A 23,616-nucleotide genomic window follows, 5' to 3' on the forward strand; every position below is an offset into this window, starting at 1 on the left:
GATGAAGATTGCTCATGATCAAAGAGGGGGATTATCGGGATTTTACGCAGCGCCGGCCAATGCCAGCGTGGCCTGAGCGTATTTTTGCCGGGAAATCAGCAGTTTTGCCGGTGCCTGAATCAGTTGTTCCGCGAGCGCCAGCGCGGCACTTTCCGCCACGCCGTAGCAGCCGGTGCGCTCGTAGGCGATCTGTGAATGATGGCTCAGACGTTGCTGATAACTGGCCAGTTCTTCACTGCTGAAATACAGCAGCGGCAGCGCCAGTTGCGCGGCGAGTTCCTGCAGGCCCGGTTCGTCGCGTTTCAAATCGATGCTGGCCAAGGCCCTGACGGCTTCCAGTTCGATGCGATGCGCCTGCAAGACCTGGTCGAGCAACGCGCGCAGGGTGCTGACCGGGCAGCCGCGCTGGCAGCCCAGGCCGACCACGAAGGTCGGCGCTGCGCTGTCAGCGGTCATGCGTGGTATTGACCATCGCTTTTGCGGCGGAACAACCAGGCACTGATCAGGCCCAGGGCCAGCCAGAACGCCACGTTGGTCAACTGCGAAGCGATTTTGAACTGGGCTTCCAACGCTTGCGGGGCGAGCATCGAATGCACCTCCGGTTGCGGAGCACCGATCACGTGCGGCACGGCCAGGATCGCCACGCCCAGCAGCTTCATCAGCCACTGCCGGCTGAACACGATCAGGGCCAGGCCGACAGCGGTAGAGGCGGCCGTACCGATCCACCACGTCTGTCGCGACGCCAGATCGGCCGCTGCGGTGCCCGGCAGTTCCGGCGGTAGACCGAGGGTTGGCGCGAGGACGAAGGTCGCGTAACCGGCCAGACCCCAGAGCAGTCCCTGCGAGGTTCTGGTCGGGGCGCGCAGGGTATACAGGCCCGCAAGCATCAGCGCGAAACCGACTGCCACCACCAGATTGCCACCGGTGGTCGAAACCACGCGCTGCCAGCCATCTTCCGGCTCCCAGGCTTCGGCATCGTGGGTGTGTGCAGCCACGCCAGCGGTGTGTTCATGAACCTGGGCCACAGGTTCCGACTTTTCGAAGGTTTCGGCCTGCAGAATCAGCGGTGAGACCCAGAAGCTTTGCAGCAACGTCAGCAGCAGGGCGGCCAACAGGCCGGTGAAACCTGCGGTTTGCGCAATACGCTTGATCATGTCGGCAGGTCTCAGTGGCACGGGAACGCGGCGCTGTGGCGGGTATCGTGGGCGGCGTTGTGCACCGCTTCGATGTGCGAGAAACCGGCGAACCAGACGAGGGTGGCACCGAGGATCGTGGCGAAGATCGCCGCCGTCAGGCGCTGGCTCAAAGTGGCGGTGCTGGAGAGTTGGTCAGTATTGCTGCCGGTGCTGCTGATGATCGACATGGCGCTTCCCTCTGGAGTGTCAGCGGGTGAATAGAGCGCATGAAAACCCCTGCGAGTCGGGCGCGCAGAGGTTCGAACAGCGCCCGCCCACCGCGGGTTTGTTAGGTTCAGCGACGCAAGTGCGCACTGTGTGTTGCGGGCCGGTCTCCGGGCTCACGAGGGGTTGGCGTCAGGCCGACCTGCAAGCGTCACCTTCCCATGCCGTACCGGCACAGTGGATCTGACGCTTCGCTCGCTTACCGTTGCGGGGGCAGCACCGGACTGACATGGCTTTGAGTAAAGCACATGATTCACCGGTTTCCCGTTTCACCCTGTGAAGGGCACCCGTAACAAGGTGTGTAGGAGAGCATGGGTTGGGGAATTTAGTCAATTTTGTGGGCATATCCGTTGCTGCGGTAACGGCCTCCTAAGGTTCCGCCCTTACCGCGGGTCACTTTTGGCAAACGCCAGCGATGGCCGCCTGACAGCCGACCAATTTCCAGCTGAATACGCCTACTTCTGTGTAGGAGCTGCCGAAGGCTGCGATCTTTTGATCGGCTTCGGCTTCGGCTTCGGCTTCGGCTTTTGATGTGGCTTTTGATTTTTTGCCCCTTCGGCAGGCCGAGCGAAGGTGCCCATCAGGGGGGAGGCGCGCAGCGCCATGCGGCGAAGCCGCATACATCGAGAGGAGGTGCAGCGAAGCAAACCGCCAGCGGCAAAACCCGCAGCAACGGATATGCCCTAAATCCCATCAAACCCCAAACCCTTGACCCGGCGTTTGGAAAAATTGACCGCCGTAAGGGCGGAACCCTAAGTAGCCGTTACCGCAGCAACGGATATACCCCCCAATCCAAACATTGACCCATCCCCACACCATGCGTAGCCTTGCACATTCGAGGTTCTTCGGCCGTTGCCGAAGCTAAGAAGGGAACGCGGTCAAAGCCGCGGCTGCCCCCGCAACTGTGAACGGTGATGTTCGCTGCCACGCCACTGCCAGCCCTGCCAAGGTGCCAGCGGGAAGGCGCAGCGAATGCCGGGCCCAAGGCCTGAACACCGTCAGCCAGGAGACCTGCCTCGTGACAGATTTCTCACTACAACCGGGCGGGGTGATCCGGTGGCGAACTCTTCCGCGCGCACGCTCGCAGCGGATCTCGTCCCGTATGCCCGCCACCTTGCCAAAGGGCATCCGATGAAAACACTGGCCAAACTCCCTGTCACCATCGTTACCGGTTTCCTCGGCTCGGGCAAAACTACCTTGCTGCGACACATGCTCGACAACGCTCAGGGCCGCCGCATCGCGGTGATCGTCAACGAGTTCGGCGAGCTGGGCATCGACGGTGAAATCCTCAAGCAATGCACCATCGGCTGCACCGAAGAAGAGGCCACCGGCCGCGTCTACGAACTGGCCAACGGCTGCCTGTGCTGCACGGTGCAGGAAGAGTTCTTCCCGGTGATGCGCGAACTGGTCGCCCGTCGCGGCGATCTCGATCACATCCTCATCGAAACCTCTGGCCTGGCCCTGCCAAAACCGCTGGTACAAGCTTTCCAGTGGCCGGAAATCCGCAGCGCCTGCACCGTTGACGCGGTGATCACCGTGGTCGACAGCCCGGCCGTAGCCGCCGGCACCTTCGCCGCGTTCCCCGATCAAGTCGACGCCCAGCGCAAACTCGACCCGAACCTCGATCACGAGTCGCCGCTGCACGAACTGTTCGCCGATCAACTGGCCAGCGCCGACCTGGTGATCCTCAACAAGGCCGACCAGACCAGCCCGGAAGACCTGGCTCGCGTACGTCTGGAAGTCGCTGAAGAACTGCCGCCCGCGGTAAAAGTCATTGAAGCCAGCAACGGCCGTCTGCCGCTGGACGTGCTGATCGGCCTTGGCGCCGGTTCCGAAGAACACATCGACAGCCGCCATAGCCATCACGATCACCACCACGACGGTGATGACGATCACGATGACCACGATCACGACGCCTTCGATTCGATCTCCATCGAACTGCCGCAAGCTGACGAAAGCCTGCTGCTCGACGCGCTGACGCAATTGGTGGTGCAGCACGGCATTCTGCGGGTGAAGGGCTTCGCGGCGATTCCGAACAAGCCGATGCGTCTGTTGATTCAAGGCGTGGGCACGCGTTTCGACAAGCACTTCGACCGCCAGTGGGGCGCCGATGAAGCGCGCGTCACCCGTCTGGTGCTGATCGGTCAGGAACTCGACGCCGCGCAACTCGAAGCGCAACTGCGCGCTGCGCTCAGCGTTTAAGCCATGCACCTGCTCAGGACCCAGCCCGGCGGTTTCGTGTCGGATGACAACATTGCCGACCTTGGACAAACCCCCGCCGAGCTGGTGATCCTGTGCAGCGGCGACTCCAGCCTGGCGCTGCTCGCCGAAGCCGCGCAGCAGTTGCCCGAGGACTATCCGAGCCTGCGCCTGGCCAATCCGATGCAGGTGCAGAATCACGCCTCGGTCGATCTGTATGTCGATGAGGTGCTGCGTCACGCCAAGGTGATCCTGATTTCGCTGCACGGTGGCATCGCCTATTGGCGGTACGGCGTCGAGCGTTTGGTCGAACTGTCCGAGCGCGGCGTGCAGGTGATTCTGGTGCCGGGCGATGACCGCCCCGACCCGGAACTCAGCGACCTGAGCACCGTGCCCGCCGAAGATCGTGACCGCCTCTGGCAGTTCCTGCGTCAGGGTGGCATGGGCAATGCGCTGGATTTCTTCAACTGTCTGGCCAATCGCTGGCTGGCGCGTGACTATGCTTGGGGCGAGCCGCAAGCGCTGCCGCGCACGGCGATTTACCACCCACAGAAAAACACCGCCGCGCTGAGCGACTGGCAAGCCGAATGGCTGCCCGATCAACCGGTCGCGGCGGTGTTGTTTTATCGCTCGCATTTGCAGGCGGCCAACACTGCGTTCATCGATGTGTTCTGCCAGCGCTTGCAGGCGGCGGGGCTCAATCCGCTGCCAATTGCGGTCGCCAGTCTGAAAGAGCCGGGCTGCCTGAGTGTGGTCGAGAATTGGCTGGATGAAGTCGAAGCGGCGGTGATTCTCAACACCACCGGGTTCGCCCAATCCAGCCCGGAAGCGCCGCATCAGCGGCCGTTTCGGCGCAATATTCCAGTGATTCAGGCGATCTGCGCCCAGGACAACGAACCCGGTTGGCGCGCCAGCGAGCAGGGCCTGGGGCCACGGGACCTGGCGATGCACATCGCCTTGCCGGAACTCGACGGGCGCATCATCAGCCGGCCGATCAGTTTCAAGGACCTGGCCTGGCGCAGTGAGCGCAGTCAGTCGGATGTGGTCTGCTACCGGGCGCAACCCGAGCGCATGGATTTCGTCGCCGAACTCGCCCGGCGCTGGAGCGATCTGGCGCGGGTGCCGAATGCAGAAAAACGCATCGCGCTGATCCTCGCCAATTACCCGACCCGCGACGGTCGCATCGGTAATGGCGTCGGTCTCGACACGCCGGCGGCGGCGTTGAATATCTTGCGTGCGTTGCAGGCTGAAGGCTTTCCGTTAACGGCTCAGTTGCCGGACAGCGGCACCGCGCTGATCCAGCAATTGCTCGGCGGTGTCAGCAATGACCTCGACAGCATCGACCTGCGCCCGTGCCAGCAAAGCCTGGCGATGGAGGCTTATCTGGCGATGTTCAATGCGCTGCCGGAGGTCAATCGCGTGGCGGTGCTGGAACGTTGGGGGGCTGCGCAAAACGACCCGATGTGCCGTGACGGACGGATGATGATCGCCGGTCTGCGCTTTGGCCTGACCTTCGTCGGCATTCAACCGGCGCGCGGTTATCAGGTCGATCCGAGTGCGGTGTATCACGACCCGGATCTGGTGCCGCCCCACGGCTATCTGGCGTTCTATTTCTGGCTGCGCAACACCTACGGCGCCCACGCGGTGATTCACGTCGGCAAGCACGGCAACCTCGAATGGCTGCCGGGCAAGGGCGTCGGGCTCTCGGAAACCTGCTGGCCGGACGCGCTGCTCGGGTCGTTGCCGAACATCTATCCGTTTATCGTCAACGACCCGGGCGAGGGCGCCCAGGCTAAACGGCGCACCCAAGCGGTGATCATCGACCACCTGATGCCGCCGCTGACCCGCGCCGAAACCTACGGCCCGCTGCGCAATCTGGAGCTGCTGGCCGACGAATATTACGAAGCCCAACTGCTCGACCCACGCCGTGCCCGCGAGCTGCAGCGCGACATCCTGCAACTGGTGCGCGAGACGCAGATCGACCGCGAACTGCAACTTGACGCCGGCCTGGACAGCGACGCCGATGCAGCGATCTGGCTGCCGCGGCTGGACACCTATCTGTGTGATCTGAAGGAATCCCAGATTCGCGATGGTCTGCACATTTTCGGCGAGTCACCGACCGGGCGTTTGCGCATCGACACGTTGCTGGCGTTGCTGCGCATTCCGCGCGGCGATGGCAAGGGCGCGCAGTCGAGCTTGCTGCGGGCGTTGGCGAGGGCGTTTGAACTGGGGTTTGATCCGCTCGATTGCGCGCTCGCTGATCCCTGGAACGGCCCGCGCCCCGATGAACTGCAATCACTCAGTGACGAAATCTGGCGCACCGCCGGCGATACCCGCGAACGCCTCGAACTGTTCGCCACCCAACTGATCGCCCAGACTCTGGGCGATCCCGGTGGGAGCGAGCTTGCTCGCGAAGGCGGCGTGTCAGCCAACACTGCATTGCCTGACCTGACGCCATCGCGAGCAGGCTCACTCCTACAGGGACCGAGTTGGGCCGAAGTGAGTGCAATCATTGAAAACTTGCGCGAAGTCGTCGCCCCACGCCTCGACGCCTGCGGCCCCGCCGAAATGCGCGGTCTGCTCGACGCCCTGAACGGCCGCTTCGTCCCCGCCGGCCCCAGCGGCGCCCCCAGCCGTGGCCGCCTCGACGTGCTGCCCACCGGGCGCAACTTCTACTCGGTGGACGTGCGCAACCTGCCGACCACTACCGCATGGCGCATCGGTTTCCAGTCCGCCACGCTGATTCTTGAACGGCACCTGCAGGACCATGGCGATCACCTGCGCCAACTCGGCCTGTCGGTGTGGGGGACCGCGACCATGCGCACCGGTGGCGACGACATCGCCCAGGCCATGGCCTTGATGGGCGTGCGTCCGGTATGGGCCACCGGCAGTCAGCGGGTCGATGACTTCGAGATTCTGCCGCTGAGTCTGCTGGACCGGCCACGGGTCGATGTCACGCTGCGGGTCTCGGGGTTCTTCCGCGATGCCTTTGCCAACCTGATCCGCCTGTTCGACGCCGCCGTGCAAGCGGTGGCGGCGCTGGACGAACCGGATGACCTCAATCCGCTGGCGGCGAAAGTGCGCGCCGAGCGCGAGGCGTTGCGGCAATCGGGGCTGGATGAAGACGCGGCGCGACGCCAGGCCGGCTGGCGGATCTTCGGGGCCAAACCCGGAGCGTACGGAGCGGGCGTGCAGGGCGCTATCGACGGGCGTCTGTGGCAGAGCCGCGAGGATCTGGCCGAGGTCTACCTGAACTGGGGCGCCTACGCTTACGGCGGTGCGGACGAAGGCACCGCCGCCCGTGAGCAGTTCGTCCAGCGCCTGAGCCAGGTGCAGGCCGTGCTGCAAAACCAGGACAACCGCGAGCATGACCTGCTCGATTCCAACGACTACTACCAGTTTCAGGGCGGCATGCTCGCGGCGGTGGAAACCCTGCGCGGGGAGGCGGCGGCCAGTTATCACGGCGATCACAGCCAACCGGATCTGCCGAAAATCCGCACCCTCAAAGAAGAACTGAACCGGGTGATCCGTTCGCGGGCGGCCAATCCGAAATGGATCGACGGGATCAAACGTCACGGCTATAAAGGCGCGTTCGAACTGGCGGCGACGGTCGACAACTTGTTTGCCTTCGATGCCACCACGCAACTGATCGACGATCACCAGTATGCGTTGCTGGCCGATGCCTATTTGCTCGACCCGGCGACCCGCGACTTTGTCCGCGAGCACAATCCACATGCCCTGCGCGACATGACCGAGCGCATGCTGGAAGCGCAACAGCGCGGAATGTGGCAGGCACCCGGCGTGTATAAAGAAGCACTGGAAAACCTGCTGCTGGATATAGAAGAAGACACCTGACACACCGCGATCCCCTGTAGGAGTGAGCCTGCTCGCGATAGCGGTGGGTCGGCAAACAAATATGTTGACTGATACACCGCTATCGCAAACAGGCTCACTCCTACAGTTAAAGCAGATCACCGACCATGACCGAGTATTGAAGATGACCGACACCCCGCATTTCCCGCTCTCCGCCGTGGTCGGCGCCGATGACCTGAAACTCGCCCTGTACCTCACCGCCATCGACCCGAAAATCGGTGGCGTGCTGATCGAAGGTCCGCGTGGCATGGCCAAGTCGACCCTGGCCCGTGGCCTCGCCGATCTGCTGGCGAGCGGTCAGTTCGTCACGCTGCCGCTGGGCGCCACTGAGGAGCGTCTGGTCGGTACGCTCGATCTCGACGCCGCGTTGAGTGAAGGGCGTGCGCAGTTTTCCCCCGGCGTGCTGGCCAAGGCCGACGGCGGCGTGCTGTACGTCGATGAAGTGAACCTGCTGCCCGATCATCTGGTGGATCTGCTGCTTGATGTGGCGGCCAGCGGCACCAACCTGATCGAGCGCGACGGTATTTCCCATCGGCATTCGGCACGGTTCGTGTTGATCGGCACGATGAACCCGGAAGAGGGTGAACTGCGTCCGCAACTGCTGGACCGTTTTGGCCTGAACGTCGCCCTCAGCGGTCACACCGCGCCGGCCGAACGCGGGCAGATCATCCGCCGCCGACTGGATTTCGACAGCGAGCCGCAGGCGTTCTGCGCGCAGTGGGAAGCACAGCAGCGAGCCCTGCGTGAACGTTGCGAGCGTGCGCGCATTGCCTTGCCGGGCATCCCGCTGGACGACGACGCGTTGGCGCTGATCACCGAGCGTTGCTTTGCGGCCGGCGTCGATGGCTTGCGTGCCGATCTGGTCTGGCTGCGGGCTGCCCGGGCCCATGCGGCATGGCGCGGCGCCGAAGCGATTGCCGAGCAAGACATCGACGCGGTGGCGGAATTCGCCCTGCGTCACCGCCGTCGTGAATCGTCTTCGTCCAGCCCTCAGCCCCCCGCGCAGAACCCGGCCAATACCCAGGCCGAACCGAGCGAAGGGCAGGGGCAGTGGGGCGATATGCCGGCTCCGGCGCTCGCCACCGGTGCCCGCCGTGAAGTGCCGAGCTGGCCAAAAAAGTAACCGGCATTCGTCCCCGATCCGACGCGGGGGCGAATGCCAGACCCCGCGCCGGACGACTCGACCACGGACGCCAGGGCAAGCGTCACGCCGCGCGCAGCGGCTCGGTGAACTGGTCGGGGACGCTGCTTAACGGTCGGCCGCGGACACGGGAAGACTTGCAGTTTCAACTGCGCACGCGTTCCCCTCATGAACTGTGGCTGGTGATCGTCGACGCGTCGGCCTCGACCCGTCGGCATCAGGCGCTGAGCGATGCCAAGGGCTTGCTCGCGCAACTGTTCGACGACGCTTATCGACAGCGCGCGCGTCTGGCGTTGCTGACCGCCAGTGGCAGCGCGCCGAAGTGGCAGGTGCAGGGTTTGAAGGCTTCGAGCGGCTTGCGCACCTGGCTGGAGGCGTTGGGCGCAGGGGGCGGCACGCCGTTGGTGGCGGCGCTGGCTCAAGCGCAGCAATGGCTGCTGCAGCGGAAAAAGCGTTTTCCGGCTGAGCAGCAGCGCTTGCTGGTGGTGACGGATGGGCGCTTGAAAGCCTTGCCGCCGATGCCGCCGCTGGAATGCCCGGGGCTGTTGATCGACATTGAGCGTGGGCCGATCCGCTTGGCACGGGCGCGGGAGTTAGCCGCGGCGTTGCATGCGGAATATCGGCATATTGATGATCTGATTTCGCTCTAAAATCTGTGTGTTTGAACAGTCGCTTTCGCGAGCAAGCTCGCTCCCACAAGACGTGTGACCGCCGCGCGATCTGTGGGAGCAAGCTTGCTCGCGAAGATATCACCTCGGTTTAAGCGGCTAGCACCAAAACCTCAGCGCTGCTCTATGCTCCAGTCCAATCACAAGGAGTGAATCATGCGGGTACTGGTCGCCAATCCCCAGGACGATTTTCGCGTCAAAGCTTACGCCGGCACCAACGGCGTGTTGCTGGCCATGGATCTGGCTGAATCGCGGCGCAAAGGCTTGCTCGGCTTTGCCATCGAGAAGCAGCAGGGCGACAAACCCTGGCTGTTCCTGTTCAACAGCCTGACGTTTCCCGGCAAGGCGCACACCTTCCCCCAATACCACGCCACGCCCAGCGATAAAGCGCCGTTGCAGAAATTCCGCTGGGCCGATTACGCGGTCTATCCGGGCACGACTTTGCACTATCGCGTGCACCTGGCCTACGGCACGGCGGACGCGCCGCAACTGGGCGAAGCGCTGGAGCTGAGCATTACTTCCGACGACGGCCACCCGGCCAATCAGGGCGTGATCTTCAACCGCGCCGTGGCCGCCAGCCAGGCCTTCCAGCGCAAGTTTCCCGACCTCGACGCGCAGATCAGCGCCAACAAGAACCTGCCGATCGAAGCCTGGCCCGACGCGGCACGCCTGTGGCTGGAGAACGGCTTGCTGGAGCGTTTGCTGGGGTACATCGAGCGTGCGGTGGACGCTCAATGGGCGCTGGATATCGCGATCTACGAGTATCAGTTGCAGGCGATCGTCGATGCGGTAAACGCGGCGTTCGCTCGAGGCGTTCTGGTGCGCGTGCTCTATCACGCCCAAACGGATGATCCCGATACAACCCTGAATGAAGCGAACCTGGCGCAGTTACCGGCGGCGAACAAACGCGGTCGGGTCACCCACAACATTTTCCACAACAAGTTCATTGTTCTCAGCCGTATCGACGGCGCCGGTCAGCGTCAACCGCAAGCCGTGCTGTGCGGCAGCACCAATTTCACCGCCAATGGCGTGTATCGCCAGGCCAATGTGGTGCATACGCTCGACGACGTGACGATTGCCACGCGTTACCTGCAAACCTTCGAAGAGGTCTGGGCGAACCCCGCCGATGTCGGTGCTACGCGCACCTGGATCAACGCACATAACCCGATGGACCCCACGCAACCGCTGTTCGCCGGGTTCTCGCCACGCAGCGGCGGGGCCGATCTGCGCGAGTTCGTCGAGATCATCGAGGCGGCCCAAAAGGATGTGCTGTTCGTCACGGCATTCAGTTTGCCGGACGCGATTCTCAACGCGCTGCTCGGCAAGCCTCATGACGACATCCTGCGTTACGGCCTGCAGAACACCGCCAGCAGCATCACCGGCTTTCACGCGGACCGAACCGCGGAATTCGCCGCCACGGCTTTGCTCAACACCGGGCTGGAAGGCTGGCTGAAGGAAAACATGAAAGGCCAGAAGGGCAACCTGCTGGTGCACACCAAAGCGGTGGTCACCGACTTCACCACGGATGCGCCGACCATCATCAGCGGCAGCCACAACCTCAGCACCTCGGCCAGTAACGGCAATGACGAGAACTTCCTGATCATTCGTGGCGACACCGATCTGGCCGACCGTTATGGCCTGGAATTGCTGCGGTTCTACGAGCATTACCGCTTTCGCTATTTCGCGAAGAAACTGGCGCTGAAGCAGGTGAGTCCACTGGCGGTGGATGACAGCTGGACCAACGATTACTACGCCGAGGGGGATTTGCGGCAGTTGTCGCGGTTGCGCTTTGCCGGACGATGACAGCCAATTGTAGGAGCTGCCGCAGGCTGCGATCTTTTGATCTTGACCTTGAAAAAACAAAGTCAAAAGATCGCAGCCTGCGGCAGCTCCTACAGGGGGCAGTGGCCAGTTGATACAGATTTTGAAATGATTTGCCGCTGTAGAAAATGTGCCTTGAGACTGTACGCTCCAAGGCCATTTTTCATTCAGGATTTGCATGAACACCCTCTCGGAGCCTCCCAGTCGTACCTTCTCCTCGCGCCATGGCGCGGTCTTGACGCACTCGCAGCATCCGGTCTTCCGACTCCCGACTATCGTTGACAACGCGGCTCCAGAGCCTTCGCGTTGCGCTTTGCCGTGTCCGGCAGCCTGAATTCACTGAAGAGAGATCAAGACATTTTATGGAATGGTTAGCGGATCCCACGGCCTGGTTAGGCTTGTTGACTCTGATCGTGCTGGAACTGGTGCTGGGTATCGACAACCTGGTGTTCATCGCGATCCTGGCGGACAAACTGCCGCCGCATCAGCGCGACCGTGCGCGGATCATCGGCCTGTCGCTGGCACTGATCATGCGCCTGGGCCTGTTGGCGAGTATTTCCTGGCTGGTCACCCTCACGCAGCCGCTGTTCGAGGTGTTTGGCAAGAGCTTCTCCGGTCGTGACCTGATCATGCTGTTCGGCGGTGTGTTCCTGTTGTTCAAGGCCACCATGGAGCTGCACGAGCGGCTCGAAGGCCATGTCGGCCAGCGCTCGACCAATGCCGCTTACGCGCTGTTCTGGCCGATCGTGGCGCAGATCGTCGTGCTCGACGCGGTGTTCTCGCTGGACGCGGTGATCACGGCGGTCGGCATGGTCGATGAACTGGCGGTGATGATGATCGCGGTGATCATTTCCATCGGCCTGATGATCGTGGCCAGCAAGCCGTTGACCCGTTTCGTCAACGCCCACCCGACGGTGATCATGCTGTGCCTGGGCTTTCTGATGATGATCGGCTTCGCCCTGACGGCCGAAGGCCTGGGCTTCCACATCCCGAAAGGCTACCTGTATGCGGCCATTGGTTTCTCGATCCTGATCGAGGTGTTCAACCAGATCGCTCGGGCCCGTCGCAAACGCTCGATGCAAGGCCTGCGGCCAATGCGTGAGCGTACGGCCCACGCGGTGATGCGTTTGCTGGGTGGGCGCAAGCTGGCGGTGGAGGAGGTCGGCGAGGAAATCTCTGATCTGCTGGACGACGGCGAAGCGCCGAGTGCAGAACTGTTCGACCGGCGCGAGCGGGTGATGATCAGCGGTGTGCTGCAACTGGCCGAGCGCCCGATCCGCAACCTGATGACGGTGCGTGCCGACGTCGACACGATCGACCTGGCGGACGACGCCGAAGCGATTCGCACGCGCCTGATGCATTCGTCCTACTCGCGCTTGCCGTTGATTCGCAACGGTGCAGTGGATGAACCGCTGGGCTTCGTGCACAAGAAGGAACTGCTCAAGGAGTACCTGGCCGGGAACGAACCGAACCTGGAACATCTGGCGCGCAAGACCATCAACCTGCTCGACAGTTATTCGATCCTCAACGCGCTGGAACAGATGCGCGCAGCCTCGACCCACATTGCCTTCGTGATCAACGAATTCGGTGATTTTGTCGGCGTGTTGACCATGACCGACATCCTCGAGTCGATTGCCGGCGAGCTACCCGATGCCAGCGAAATCGAAGGCCCGGACGTGGTCGAGGAGCAGGGCGGGTTCGTGGTCAGCGGCGCGCTGAACCTGATGCGAGTGCGTGAGCGCACGGGCTTTGGCGTGCCGCCGACCGAGGACTATCAGACCTTGGCCGGATTGGTGATGAGCTTGCTGGATCGGCTGCCGATGAAGGGCGATCAGCTGCAGTACGAAGGCTGGCAGATGACGGTGGTGGCAGTGGAGGAACGGCGGGTGACGCGGGTGTTGCTGGTGCGTAATACCGCCTAAACACGAATCTCCCCTGTAGGAGCTGCGGCACGCTGCGATCTTTTGATCTTAAAAAACAAAATCAAAAGATCGCAGCTTGCCGCAGCTCCTACATGGATATCGAGTGGTGTTGAAGTGACTGCGCACGCGGAATGGTGCAAAGGTTACGCAAAGTGCGACGAAGCCAGCCCAGGTCATGTCGTGGTTTTTGCCGCACCACCGGTGCCCTGGTCCTGCCAATATGCCGGGCAAAGTCCGCCGCCAGTGTTTCCTCCGTGCCAATCCCCTTGAGTTTTTTCACCAGCTTGCCGTTCTTGTAGAACAGCACCGTAGGTGTACCGGTGACCAACGGATGGCGCGGCGACTGGCTGGTGTTGAGCATGTAAATGTTCGCCCGCAGCCGATAGGGTTCGGCCACCTCACGAAACACCGGCCCGGCGAATTCGCAGGCGGGGCAGTGTTCGTTGGCGAAGTACAGGATTACCGGGCGCCAGGTTTTCAGGGCTTTGCGGTAGGTGGCCGGCAGGTCTGAAAGGCGAGTCCTAGAGCGCATGGGAACCTCCTTGAAGAAGCGCTGTTAGCGTTGCTGACGCTAATCCCATGGGCGACTTTCCTCTACTGTCAAAGTTGACAGTAGACCGTGCGCCTTTTCGGTGAGCGCGCACTCAAATGTGGCCTGAGTACCCGAGCGGTGTGGCCCACGGTAGCGCCTGAGAAAACCCACTGCGAGTAACATCTGTCCGACACTTTCCCGCATCCTGTTGATTCCAAAAACATTTCAAATCACTACAGATTCCCTGCGTTTCCTGTGGCACACTTTCTGCTGTCTATTCCGTAGTAACAAACCGTGTTCCGGTATAGCGGAATAAACATCATCCTGGAGTGCTTGCCATGCATCGCCGTCCTTCGTTGTTCAAAGCGTGTGTTTTTGTTCTTGCGGCTTCGTCCGCTGTCATGGGCATGGCCCAGGCAGCCGACAGCAAGCTCGACAGTGTTCTGGCCCGTGGCAAGCTGATTGTCGGCACCGGCAGCACCAACGCGCCGTGGCACTTTCAGGGCGCGGACGGCAAGTTGCAGGGTTTTGATATCGACATCGCCAGGATGGTGGCCAAGGGGCTGTTCAATGACCCGAACAAAGTCGAGTTCGTGGTGCAGTCGTCCGATGCGCGGATTCCCAATCTGCTGACCGACAAGGTCGACATGAGCTGCCAGTTCATCACCGTCACCGCCAGCCGTGCGCAGCAAGTGGCGTTCACCTTGCCGTACTACCGCGAAGGCGTCGGCCTGCTGTTGCCGGCCAACAGCAAGTACAAGGAAATCGAAGACCTGCAGGCGGCCGGTGACAGCGTCACCGTGGCCGTGCTGCAAAACGTCTACGCCGAAGAGCTGGTGCATCAGGCGCTGCCCAAGGCCAAGGTCGATCAGTACGACAGCGTCGACCTGATGTATCAGGCGGTGAACTCCGGCCGCGCCGATGCCGCTGCCACCGATCAGTCGTCGGTCAAATACCTGATGGTGCAGAACCCTGGCCGTTACCGCAGCCCGACCTACGCCTGGAGCCCGCAGACCTACGCCTGCGCGGTCAAACGCGGCGATCAGGACTGGCTGAACTTCGTCAACACCACCCTGCATGAAGCCATGACCGGCGTCGAGTTCCCGACCTATGCGGCCTCGTTCAAGCAATGGTTCGGCGTCGATCTGCCGTCCCCAGCGATCGGTTTCCCAGTCGAATTCAAATGATTCCGTGAGAGCGGGGCGCCTGAATCGCCCCGCTCAAGGTACTGCTGACCATGAACTATCAGTTGAACTTTGCCGCCGTGTGGCGCGATTTCGACACCTTGCTGGCGGGGCTCGGTCTGGGCCTTGAACTGGCTCTGGTGTCGATCGCCATCGGCTGCGTGATCGGCCTGCTGATGGCGTTTGCCTTGCTGTCGAAGCATCGCGCCTTGCGGGTGCTGGCGTCGGTGTACGTCACGGTGGTGCGTAACACGCCGATTCTGGTGTTGATTCTGTTGATCTACTTTGCCTTGCCGAGCCTTGGGATTCGCCTGGACAAGATCCCGTCGTTCATCATCACGCTGTCACTGTATGCCGGGGCCTATCTGACCGAAGTGTTCCGTGGCGGCTTGCTGAGCATCCCCAAGGGCCAGCGTGAAGCCGGGCTGGCGATCGGCCTCGGTGAATGGCAGGTCAAGGCTTACGTCACCGTGCCGGTGATGCTGCGCAATGTGTTGCCGGCGCTGTCGAACAACTTTATTTCGCTGTTCAAGGACACCTCGCTGGCCGCCGCGATCGCGGTGCCGGAGCTGACCTATTACGCGCGCAAGATCAACGTCGAGAGCTACCGGGTGATCGAAACCTGGCTGGTGACCACGGCGTTGTATGTCGCGGCCTGTTACCTCATTGCCATGCTGCTGCGTTACCTCGAGCAGCGTCTGGCGATCCGCCGATAGGAGGCTGCGATGTACCAATCCCCCGGTTGGTTGCATGAGTTGTGGATAGCCCGCGAGACGTTGCTGCAAGGCTTCCTGACCAGTGTGCAGGTGTCGGCGCTGGCGATTCTGTTTGGCACGCTGCTCGGCGTCGTCACCGGTCTGGTGCTGACGTACGGCAGGTTCTGGATGCGCGCGCCGTTCCGCTTTTACGTCGACCTGATTCGCGGCACGCCGGTGTTTGTGCTGGTGCTGGCCTGCTTCTATATGGCGCCGGCGCTGGGCTGGCAGATCAGCGCGTTTCAGGCCGGCGCGCTGGGTCTGACGCTGTTCTGTGGCTCGCACGTTGCCGAGATTGTGCGCGGGGCCTTGCAGGCACTGCCACGCGGGCAGATGGAGGCGAGCAAGGCAATCGGCCTGACGTTCTATCAGTCCCTCGGTTACGTGCTGCTGCCCCAGGCGTTGCGGCAGATCCTGCCGACGTGGGTCAACTCGTCCACCGAAATCGTCAAGGCCTCGACCTTGCTCTCGGTGATCGGCGTGGCCGAATTGCTGCTCAGCACCCAACAGATCATCGCCCGGACCTTCATGACCCTGGAGTTCTACCTGTTCGCCGGTTTTCTGTTTTTCGTCATCAACTACGGCATCGAATTACTCGGCCGGCACATTGAAAAGCGGGTGGCCCTGCCATGACTCAAGCTCAAGTTTCCAACGTTGCAAACGGCCAGCCACTGCTGGACATCCGTGGTCTGCACAAACAGTACGGCGCGGTCGAAGTGCTCAAGGGTGTCGACCTGAGCATGCAGCGCGGCAACGTCGTGACGTTGATCGGCTCCAGCGGTTCGGGCAAGACCACACTGCTGCGCTGCGTGAACATGCTCGAAGAGTTCCAGGGCGGGCAGATCCTGCTCGACGGCGAATCCATCGGGTATGACGAGGTCGGCGGCAAACGCGTGCGCCATGCCGAAAAAGTCATCGCTCGTCATCGTGCCATGACCGGCATGGCCTTCCAGCAGTTCAACCTGTTTCCGCACCTGACCGCCTTGCAGAACGTCACCCTGGGCCTGCTCAAGGTGAAGAAGATGCACAAGGACCAAGCCGTGGTGCTGGCCGAAAAATGGCTGGAACGGGTCGGCCTGCTGGAACGGCGCAATCACTTTCCAGGTCAGTTGTCCGGCGGTCAGCAACAGCGCGTGGCGATTGCCCGGGCGATCGCGATGAACCCGAGCCTGATGCTGTTCGACGAAGTCACCTCGGCCCTCGACCCGGAGCTGGTCGGCGAGGTGCTCAATGTGATCAAAGGCCTGGCCGAAGACGGCATGACCATGTTGCTGGTGACCCACGAGATGCGTTTCGCCTTCGAAGTCTCGGACAAGATTGTCTTCATGAATCAGGGGCGCATCGAAGAGCAGGGGCCTCCCAAGGAGCTGTTCGAACGCCCGCAATCGCCGCGCCTGGCTGAGTTTCTCAAGAGCACGCGGTTTTAATTTTTGCTTTTGTCATCAGGAGAAGTACCCATGAGCATTACGCGTTACGGCACCGGCAGCACCGCCGCTGGCGGCCAGCCACGTCCATTCGCTCGCGCCGTTGAAGCGGATGGCTGGCTGCATGTGTCCGGCCAGGTGCCGGCGGTGGATGGCGAGATTATCGTGGGCGGCATCGTCGAGCAGACCCACCAGACCATGAAGAACCTGATCGCGATTCTCGAAGAGGCCGGTTATGGCCTGGAAGACGTGGTGCGTGCCGGGGTGTGGCTGGACGATCCGCGGGATTTCAGCAGTTTCAACAAGGTCTTCGGCGAGTACTTCAAGCCCGAGCATGCGCCTGCACGGGCCTGTGTGCAGGCGAGCATGATGGTCGATTGCAAGGTCGAGATCGACTGCATCGCGTACAAGAAGAAGGCCTGAGTGGCGGTGGCTCTTGTAGGCGCTGCCGAAGGCTGCGATCTTTTGGCTTTTTTGGATACGCCAGACAGGCAGGATCAAAAGATCGCCGCCTGCGGCAGCTCCTACAGGGGAACCATGAGTGGGTACTGACATGAGTGAAGACACCATCAAGCGCCGGGCCCGGGGTCTGGACCGGGCGTTCGATATCCTCGATTTCCTCAAGGAAATCGGCCAGCCGCTGCGTCCGAACGACATCGCCAATGGCATCGGCAGTCCGAAATCCACGGTCTACGAGCTGGTCGCGTCGCTGCTGGAGCGGCGGATTCTGGAGCCGGTGGGCAAGGACGGTCACGTCTATCTCGGTCGCCAGTTGTACTTCCTCGGGCAGGCGCACCTGCGTCATTTCGACCTCAGCCGCGAGGCCGATCACGCCTTGCAGGAGATCGTCAGCCAGACCCGGGAAACCGCGCAGATGTGCCTGCTCAACGGGCGCAAATACACGGTGGCGTTGATGAAGGAGGGCGAGCGGCATTTCCGCATTTCTTCCGACATCGGCGAAAACGCGCCGATCCCGTGGACCGCGTCCGGACGCCTGCTGTTGGCGCACCTGAGTGATCAGCAGATCATCGACCTGATCGACGAAGACGATTACATCCTGCCCGATGGTGAACGCCTGCCGCTGGAACGCTTTCTGGCGGAGATTCGTCAGGCTGGCATCGACGGCTTTTTCTCTTTCGACAGCGTTGCCGACACCTTCACCCATTGCTTCGCCGCCCCGGTCAAAGACCCGAGCGGCGTGGCCATCTGCACCTTGTGCATCGTCGCCCCTCGGGCCGATGCGAAGAACAATTACGACGACTATCGCCGGGTGCTGATCGAGAGCGCCAACAGCCTCGCCCGGCGTATCAACGAATAACCGCGGCTGCCTGCCGGCCGCGACAGTGAGGAGTTCGACCATGACGACTGCCATCAATTCTGCTGTGGAAAAGGGCGACGCCACCATCGGCGCGCATCTGGTGCGTGACGTCAGCCTGCCGGCGCTGGTGCTGCACCGCGAGGCGCTGGAGCACAACATCCGCTGGATGCAGACATTCGTCAGCGACAGCGGCGCAGAGCTTGCGCCCCACGGCAAGACCAGCATGACCCCGGCCCTGTTCAAGCGTCAGCTGGACGCCGGGGCCTGGGGCATCACCCTCGCCAGCGCCACGCAGACCCGCGCCGCGTACGCCCACGGCGTGCGTCGCGTGCTGATGGCCAACCAACTGGTCGGCACGCCGAACATGGCGCTGATTGCCGATCTGCTGGCGGACCCTGCGTTCGATTTCTACTGCATGGTCGATCATCCGGACAACGTCGCCGATCTCGGCGCCTACTTCGCCTCGCGCGGGGTCAAGTTGAACGTGATGATCGAATACGGCGTGGTCGGTGGCCGTTGTGGTTGCCGCAGCGAGAGGGAAGTCATCGAACTGGCCCGGGCGATCAACGCGCAACCGGCGCTGGCCCTGACCGGCATCGAAGGTTACGAAGGGGTGATCCATGGCGATCACGCCGTTAGCGGCATTCGCGAATTTGCCGCGTCGCTGGTGCGGCTGGCGGTGCAGTTGCAGGACAGCGGCGCATTTGCGATTGCCAAGCCGATCATCACCGCCTCGGGCTCGGCGTGGTACGACCTGATCGCCGAGTCGTTCGAAGCGCAGAACGCGGGCGGACGCTTCCTCAGCGTGCTGCGCCCGGGCAGTTATGTGGCCCACGACCATGGCATCTACAAAGAGGCGCAATGCTGCGTGCTTGATCGTCGCAGCGATTTGCACGAAGGCTTGCGCCCGGCGCTGGAAGTCTGGGCACATGTGCAATCGCTGCCGGAGCCGGGCTTTGCGGTGATCGCCCTCGGCAAGCGCGACGTGGCATATGATGCCGGCCTGCCAGTGCCGTTGCTGCGCTACAAGGCCGGCGTGTTGCCGGCGGTGGGCGACGATGTGGGGGCGTGCAAAGTGACGGCGGTGATGGACCAGCATGCGTTCATGACCGTGGCGCCGGGGGTTGAACTGCGGGTGGGTGACATCATTTCCTTCGGCACCTCGCACCCGTGCCTGACCTTCGACAAGTGGCGGGTGGGGTTGCTGGTGGATGAGCAGTTGGCGGTGGTCGAGAGTATGGAGACTTGTTTCTAAGGTCCGACACCGAGGCGCGGCCAATCGCGAGCAGGCTCACTCCTACAGTTGAAACGCGTTCCCCTGTAGGAGTGAGCCTGCTCGCGATGAGGGCCGCTCAAACACCACTGAATCAGCAGAGACACCCCAATGACCACCCTCAGCCCCCTGGGCCCGAACACCCCGCGCATCGCCCTGATCGGCGAGTGCATGATCGAACTCCAGCACCGTGCCGACGGCAGCCTGCAGCAAAGCTTCGGCGGTGACACCCTGAACACGGCGGTGTACCTGTCCCGCGCCCTCGGCGATAAAGCGCAAGTCGACTACGTCACCGCGCTGGGCGATGACAGTTTCAGTGACGCGATGTGCCAGAGCTGGGCCGAAGAAGGCATTGGGCTGGAATGGGTGCAGCGTCTGCCCGGTCGCCTGCCGGGCCTGTATTGCATTCAGACCGATGCCAATGGCGAGCGCCGTTTCCTCTACTGGCGCAATGAAGCGGCGGTGCGCGATTGCTTCACCACCCCGGCGGCCGAGCCGACTCTGGCAGCGCTGGCGGATTACGACGTGTTGTATTTCAGCGGCATCACCCTTGCGGTGCTGGGTGCCAAGGGCCGCGAGCGGTTGATCCAGACTTTGATCGAAGCCCGCCAGCGCGATGCGCGGATCGTCTTCGACAACAACTATCGACCGCGTTTGTGGGCGTCACAGGAAGAGGCGCGTGCGGCGTATCGCAGTGTGTTGCCGCATGTCGATCTGGCGTTGCTGACAGTGGATGACGAGCAGGCGCTGTTCCATTTTGCCGACTGCGACGCAGTGTTCGAGGCTTACGCGCAGATCGGCACGCCGGAAGTGGTGCTCAAGCGTGGCGCCGAGGCGTGTCTGATTCGTTGTGATGGCGAGGCGTTCGAAGTGCCGGCGCAGAAGGTCGAAAAGGTCGTGGACACCACGGCGGCGGGGGATTCGTTCAGTGCGGCGTATCTGGCGCGGCGGTTGCTGGGGGGCAGTCCGGCTGAGGCGGCGGAGGCGGGGCATTGGCTGGCGAGCAAGGTGATTCAAGTGCCGGGGGCGTTGATTCCGAAAGAATGAGTGTCCTTGTGGCGAGGGAGCTTGCTCCCGCTCGACTGCGCAGCTGGCGCAAGCCTTATTGGGGCGGCTTCGCCACCCAGCGGGAGCAAGCTCCCTCGCCACAAACGCCCGAAAGCAAAGCCTTCAGTCGCGGAAAAACACCTGCACCAGGTGATACCCGAACTTGCTCTTGATCGGCCCATGCACGGTGCGCAACGGCTTTTTGAAGATCACCGCATCGATCGCGCCGACCATCTGCCCCGGCCGCACTTCACCCAGATCGCCGCCGCGCTTGCCGGACGGGCAGGTCGAGTATTTCTTCGCCAGCACATCGAACGCTTCGCCCTTGGCAATGCGTTGTTTGAGCTGTTCGGCCTCTTCGGCGGTTTTCACCAGAATGTGGCGGGCTTGGGCTTTCATCGTGCGATACCTGTAACGGGGTGACGGCGGGGCGCGGGATTATGCCTCAAGTGACGGCGTTTGGTTGATCATCGTGCGGATCTTGTTCGCCAGCACATCAATCGAAAACGGTTTGGCGACCATGTCCATGCCGTCCTCGAGAAACCCCTGGCGCTCTGCGGCCTTCTGCGCATAACCGGTCATGAACAACACTTTCAGGCCTGGCCGATGCTGACGGGCGATTTCCGCCAGCTGCCGGCCGTTCATGCCCGGCAAGCCGACGTCGGTCACCAGCAGGTCCACGCGCAGCTCCGATTCCAGCAGCGGCAGGGCGGCGCTGGCATCGGCGGCTTCGTGGGCGAGGTAACCCAGCTCCTTGAGCAGATCGAGCACCAGCATGCGTACCGCCGGGTCATCTTCAACCACCACCACGGTTTCGCCAGAAGTGGCAGTCGGCGCCGCGCTGAGGGTTTCCACGACTGGCCGCTCGGGTTCCAGCAGGTTCAGGCGCGGCAGGTACAGGCGCACGCAGGTGCCCTGATCCGGCAGGCTGTCGAGGCTGACGTGGCCGCCCGACTGCTGGGCGAAACCATAAATCATCGACAGCCCCAGCCCGGTGCCCTGGCCGATCGGTTTGGTGGTGAAGAACGGATCGAAGGCCTTGGCCCGCACCGACGGGGTCATGCCGGTACCGTTGTCGCTGACCGCCAGCATCAGGTAGTCGCCAGCCTTGACCGGTTCGAGGGTGGTGATGTCATTGCCGTCGAGGTAGACGTTGGCGGTTTCGATCAACAGTTCGCCGCCGTTGGGCATGGCGTCCCGGGCGTTGATCACCAGGTTGAGCAGAGCGTTTTCCAGCTGGCTGACGTCGGTGCTGATCGGCCACACCTCTTCGGCCAGCCGCAGCGTGAGGCCGATCGGGTCGCCCTTGGTGCGGCGGATCAAATCTTCCAGCGAATGGATCAGCTCGTTGACGTCGAGGGTCTTGCGGTCCAGTGACTGCCGACGCGAGAACGCCAGCAGGCGATGGGTCAGCGCCGCCGCGCGGTTGGCTGAGGACACGGCGGCTTCGGTAAATCGTCCGATTTCATGGGAGCGACCATCGGCGATGTAGCGCTGCATCAGGTCGAGGCTGCCGATGATTCCGGTAAGCATGTTGTTGAAGTCGTGGGCGATACCCCCGGTGAGCTGGCCGACCGCTTCCATTTTCTGGGCATGGCGCAACGCATCTTCGGCGCGTTCGCGTTCGAACATCTCGTTCTGCAGGCGTTGATTGGCCTGGGCCAGTTGCTCGGTGCGGGCGCTGACCCGCTCCTCCAGGGTTTCATTGAGATTGCGCAGGGCTTCTTCGGTCTTTTTGCGTTCGGTCTCGTCGATCACGAAAATATAGAAACCGTTGACCGCACCATCGGCACCGTGGCGCGGCAGGTAATTCATCAGCGCGTGGCGACTGCTGCCGTCGCGATGCGGGGTATACAGGCTGAACGAGCAGGGCCGCCCGGCCAATGCTTCGGCGATGTACGGCGAGCGCAGGAAGTAGGCTTCTTCGCCGATCACCCCGCGAATGGTCCGGCCATACAGTTCCTGCGGGGTGAGACCGTACCAGTCCAGATAGGCGGCGTTGTTCAGGCGGAAGCGCTCTTCATGGTCGACGTAACTGATGAGGATCGGCATCGCGTTGATGATCAGTTGCAGCTCGGTCTGGCTCTGGCGCAGCGCCTGCTCGGTGTGTTTGCGGTCGGTCAGGTCCAGCGCGGCGCCGAGGAAGCGCACCGGTCGACCGTGGTGATCCTTGTAACAGCGGCCCCGGGCAAACACCCAGCGCAGTTCGCCGTCGGCTCGCAGCAGGCGATATTCCTCGGCGTATTCGGTGCCATGGGTGATGCAGTGTTTGATGCTGCGGGCGATCAGGGCGCGGTCTTCGGGATGCACGCCTTGCAGGTAATCGCTGATCGGCAACTGGCTGGCCAGCCCCGGGTCGATGCCGTGCAGTTGGGCGAAATGGGCGTCGGCGATGAAGCGGTCTTCGCCGATGTCCCAGTCCCAGGTGCCGACCGCATCGGTGGCCGCCAGTGCCAGCTGCAGGCGTTCTTCGCTGTCGCGCTGGGCCTTGAGGCTTTCTTCGGAGCGACGTTGCAGTTCGAGGGCGATGCGCCGGCGCTCGTTGGTTTCAATCGCGGTGACCAGAATGCCGGCCACTTGCGCATTCTCGTCACGGATCGGGCTGTAGGTCAGGTCCAGCCAGAAGTCGGATTCCTTGCCTTCGCGTTGCAGGGTAAATCGCCGTTCGCTGTAGGTGCGCACCTGGCCTTGTAGGACAGCTCGATAAATCGGGTCGGTAAAGTCTTGAAGTTCCGGCCATATAAGGTGCGCCGGCTGTCCGAAAGCGTGCGGATGTTTGCTTCCGGCGAGCATTGCAAAGCCGTTGTTGTAGATCTGCGTGAGCTGTGGCCCCCACAACAGCAGCATCGGCATCGGCGAGTGAATCACGATGTCCACCGCGGTGCGCAGGCTCTGCGGCCAGGTGCCGGCAGCGCCCAGCGGAGTACGGCTCCAGTCGGTGCGGGCGATCAAGACTTGGGCGTCGTCGGGGGAGGGGGCTACGTTCATCACATCTATCCTGAGCGTCGGTCAGTGCGTCGGCGTCGACTATTCTTGCACTTGCGGTAGACGCCGTATGA

General features: G+C 62.4%; 20 protein-coding genes and 2 riboswitches. Of the genes, 14 read left to right on the forward strand and 6 right to left on the reverse strand.

The window, feature by feature from the left end:
* Positions 1-42: 42 nt before the first annotated feature.
* From KKQ10_RS01360 to KKQ10_RS01370, 3 genes are read right to left on the reverse strand one after another with little or no spacing between them, the layout of a single operon-like run.
* Positions 43-456 carry a cobalamin biosynthesis protein gene (locus KKQ10_RS01360; RefSeq protein WP_127647723.1) on the reverse strand — a complete coding sequence of 138 codons (414 nt, stop codon included), beginning with the start codon at positions 454-456 and terminating at the stop codon, positions 43-45.
* Entirely contained in the window at positions 453-1,154 is a 702-nt protein-coding gene (locus KKQ10_RS01365; RefSeq protein WP_215499851.1) for a CbtA family protein, read from the reverse strand. The genes KKQ10_RS01360 and KKQ10_RS01365 overlap by 4 nt, the downstream gene beginning before the upstream one ends.
* Before the next feature lie 11 nt (positions 1,155-1,165).
* Complete coding sequence (locus tag KKQ10_RS01370; RefSeq protein ID WP_215499853.1) at positions 1,166-1,363, reverse strand: CbtB domain-containing protein; 198 nt, start codon at positions 1,361-1,363, stop codon at positions 1,166-1,168.
* A gap of 121 nt (positions 1,364-1,484) precedes the next feature.
* A riboswitch (cobalamin riboswitch) is annotated at positions 1,485-1,706 on the reverse strand.
* A 515-nt stretch (positions 1,707-2,221) separates the two neighbouring features.
* A riboswitch (cobalamin riboswitch) is annotated at positions 2,222-2,433 on the forward strand.
* Positions 2,434-2,531: 98 nt separating this feature from the next.
* Between KKQ10_RS01370 and cobW the strand changes: the two genes are divergently transcribed.
* The 6 genes from cobW (at position 2,532) to KKQ10_RS01400 (ending at position 13,024) form a co-directional block, all read left to right on the forward strand.
* Positions 2,532-3,602 carry a cobalamin biosynthesis protein CobW gene (gene cobW / locus KKQ10_RS01375; RefSeq protein ID WP_127647718.1) on the forward strand — a complete coding sequence of 357 codons (1,071 nt, stop codon included), beginning with the start codon at positions 2,532-2,534 and terminating at the stop codon, positions 3,600-3,602.
* Between the two features lie 3 nt (positions 3,603-3,605).
* Positions 3,606-7,454: a cobaltochelatase subunit CobN gene (cobN, locus tag KKQ10_RS01380; RefSeq protein WP_215499855.1), complete on the forward strand. Its 3,849-nt coding sequence runs from the start codon at positions 3,606-3,608 to the stop codon at positions 7,452-7,454.
* Between the two features lie 142 nt (positions 7,455-7,596).
* The gene (locus tag KKQ10_RS01385; protein ID WP_215499857.1) at positions 7,597-8,595 is read left to right on the forward strand and encodes a magnesium chelatase ATPase subunit I; all 999 of its coding nucleotides are present in this window, start codon (positions 7,597-7,599) and stop codon (positions 8,593-8,595) included.
* Positions 8,580-9,263, forward strand: a complete 684-nt coding sequence (locus tag KKQ10_RS01390) for a vWA domain-containing protein (RefSeq protein ID WP_215500373.1) — start codon at positions 8,580-8,582, stop codon at positions 9,261-9,263. Before KKQ10_RS01385 ends, KKQ10_RS01390 begins: the two co-directional genes overlap by 16 nt.
* Positions 9,264-9,437: 174 nt before the next feature.
* Complete coding sequence (locus tag KKQ10_RS01395; RefSeq protein WP_215499859.1) at positions 9,438-11,084, forward strand: phospholipase D-like domain-containing protein; 1,647 nt, start codon at positions 9,438-9,440, stop codon at positions 11,082-11,084.
* A 380-nt stretch (positions 11,085-11,464) separates the two neighbouring features.
* Complete coding sequence (locus KKQ10_RS01400; protein WP_215499861.1) at positions 11,465-13,024, forward strand: TerC family protein; 1,560 nt, start codon at positions 11,465-11,467, stop codon at positions 13,022-13,024.
* Positions 13,025-13,112: 88 nt separating this feature from the next.
* On the opposite strand, the gene KKQ10_RS01405 is transcribed toward KKQ10_RS01400, so the two are convergent.
* Entirely contained in the window at positions 13,113-13,556 is a 444-nt protein-coding gene (locus KKQ10_RS01405) for a thioredoxin family protein (protein WP_215499863.1), read from the reverse strand.
* 338 nt (positions 13,557-13,894) lie between these two features.
* Between KKQ10_RS01405 and KKQ10_RS01410 the strand changes: the two genes are divergently transcribed.
* From KKQ10_RS01410 to KKQ10_RS01445, 8 genes are all read left to right on the forward strand, one after another.
* Positions 13,895-14,743: a transporter substrate-binding protein gene (locus tag KKQ10_RS01410; RefSeq protein ID WP_047294802.1), complete on the forward strand. Its 849-nt coding sequence runs from the start codon at positions 13,895-13,897 to the stop codon at positions 14,741-14,743.
* Positions 14,744-14,793: 50 nt separating this feature from the next.
* Entirely contained in the window at positions 14,794-15,456 is a 663-nt protein-coding gene (locus KKQ10_RS01415) for an amino acid ABC transporter permease (protein ID WP_003225455.1), read from the forward strand.
* A 9-nt stretch (positions 15,457-15,465) separates the two neighbouring features.
* Positions 15,466-16,128, forward strand: a complete 663-nt coding sequence (locus KKQ10_RS01420; protein ID WP_215499865.1) for an amino acid ABC transporter permease — start codon at positions 15,466-15,468, stop codon at positions 16,126-16,128.
* Positions 16,125-16,922 carry an amino acid ABC transporter ATP-binding protein gene (locus KKQ10_RS01425; RefSeq protein ID WP_215499867.1) on the forward strand — a complete coding sequence of 266 codons (798 nt, stop codon included), beginning with the start codon at positions 16,125-16,127 and terminating at the stop codon, positions 16,920-16,922. The genes KKQ10_RS01420 and KKQ10_RS01425 overlap by 4 nt, the downstream gene beginning before the upstream one ends.
* A gap of 30 nt (positions 16,923-16,952) precedes the next feature.
* Complete coding sequence (locus KKQ10_RS01430) at positions 16,953-17,342, forward strand: RidA family protein (RefSeq protein ID WP_007912330.1); 390 nt, start codon at positions 16,953-16,955, stop codon at positions 17,340-17,342.
* 130 nt (positions 17,343-17,472) lie between these two features.
* Positions 17,473-18,237 carry an IclR family transcriptional regulator gene (locus KKQ10_RS01435; protein WP_127647709.1) on the forward strand — a complete coding sequence of 255 codons (765 nt, stop codon included), beginning with the start codon at positions 17,473-17,475 and terminating at the stop codon, positions 18,235-18,237.
* Between the two features lie 40 nt (positions 18,238-18,277).
* The gene (locus KKQ10_RS01440; RefSeq protein WP_127647708.1) at positions 18,278-19,492 is read left to right on the forward strand and encodes an amino acid deaminase; all 1,215 of its coding nucleotides are present in this window, start codon (positions 18,278-18,280) and stop codon (positions 19,490-19,492) included.
* 129 nt (positions 19,493-19,621) lie between these two features.
* Positions 19,622-20,557 carry a sugar kinase gene (locus tag KKQ10_RS01445; protein WP_215499869.1) on the forward strand — a complete coding sequence of 312 codons (936 nt, stop codon included), beginning with the start codon at positions 19,622-19,624 and terminating at the stop codon, positions 20,555-20,557.
* Positions 20,558-20,680: 123 nt separating this feature from the next.
* On the opposite strand, the gene KKQ10_RS01450 is transcribed toward KKQ10_RS01445, so the two are convergent.
* Both KKQ10_RS01450 and KKQ10_RS01455 read right to left on the reverse strand, forming a co-directional pair.
* Positions 20,681-20,956: a peptidylprolyl isomerase gene (locus KKQ10_RS01450; RefSeq protein ID WP_003225447.1), complete on the reverse strand. Its 276-nt coding sequence runs from the start codon at positions 20,954-20,956 to the stop codon at positions 20,681-20,683.
* Positions 20,957-20,995: 39 nt separating this feature from the next.
* Positions 20,996-23,545: a PAS domain-containing hybrid sensor histidine kinase/response regulator gene (locus KKQ10_RS01455; RefSeq protein WP_215499871.1), complete on the reverse strand. Its 2,550-nt coding sequence runs from the start codon at positions 23,543-23,545 to the stop codon at positions 20,996-20,998.
* Positions 23,546-23,616 lie beyond the last annotated feature (71 nt).

Origin of the sequence: Pseudomonas sp. MG-9 (assembly GCF_018729515.1) — a bacterium.
GTDB classification, from domain to species: domain Bacteria; phylum Pseudomonadota; class Gammaproteobacteria; order Pseudomonadales; family Pseudomonadaceae; genus Aquipseudomonas; species Aquipseudomonas serboccidentalis.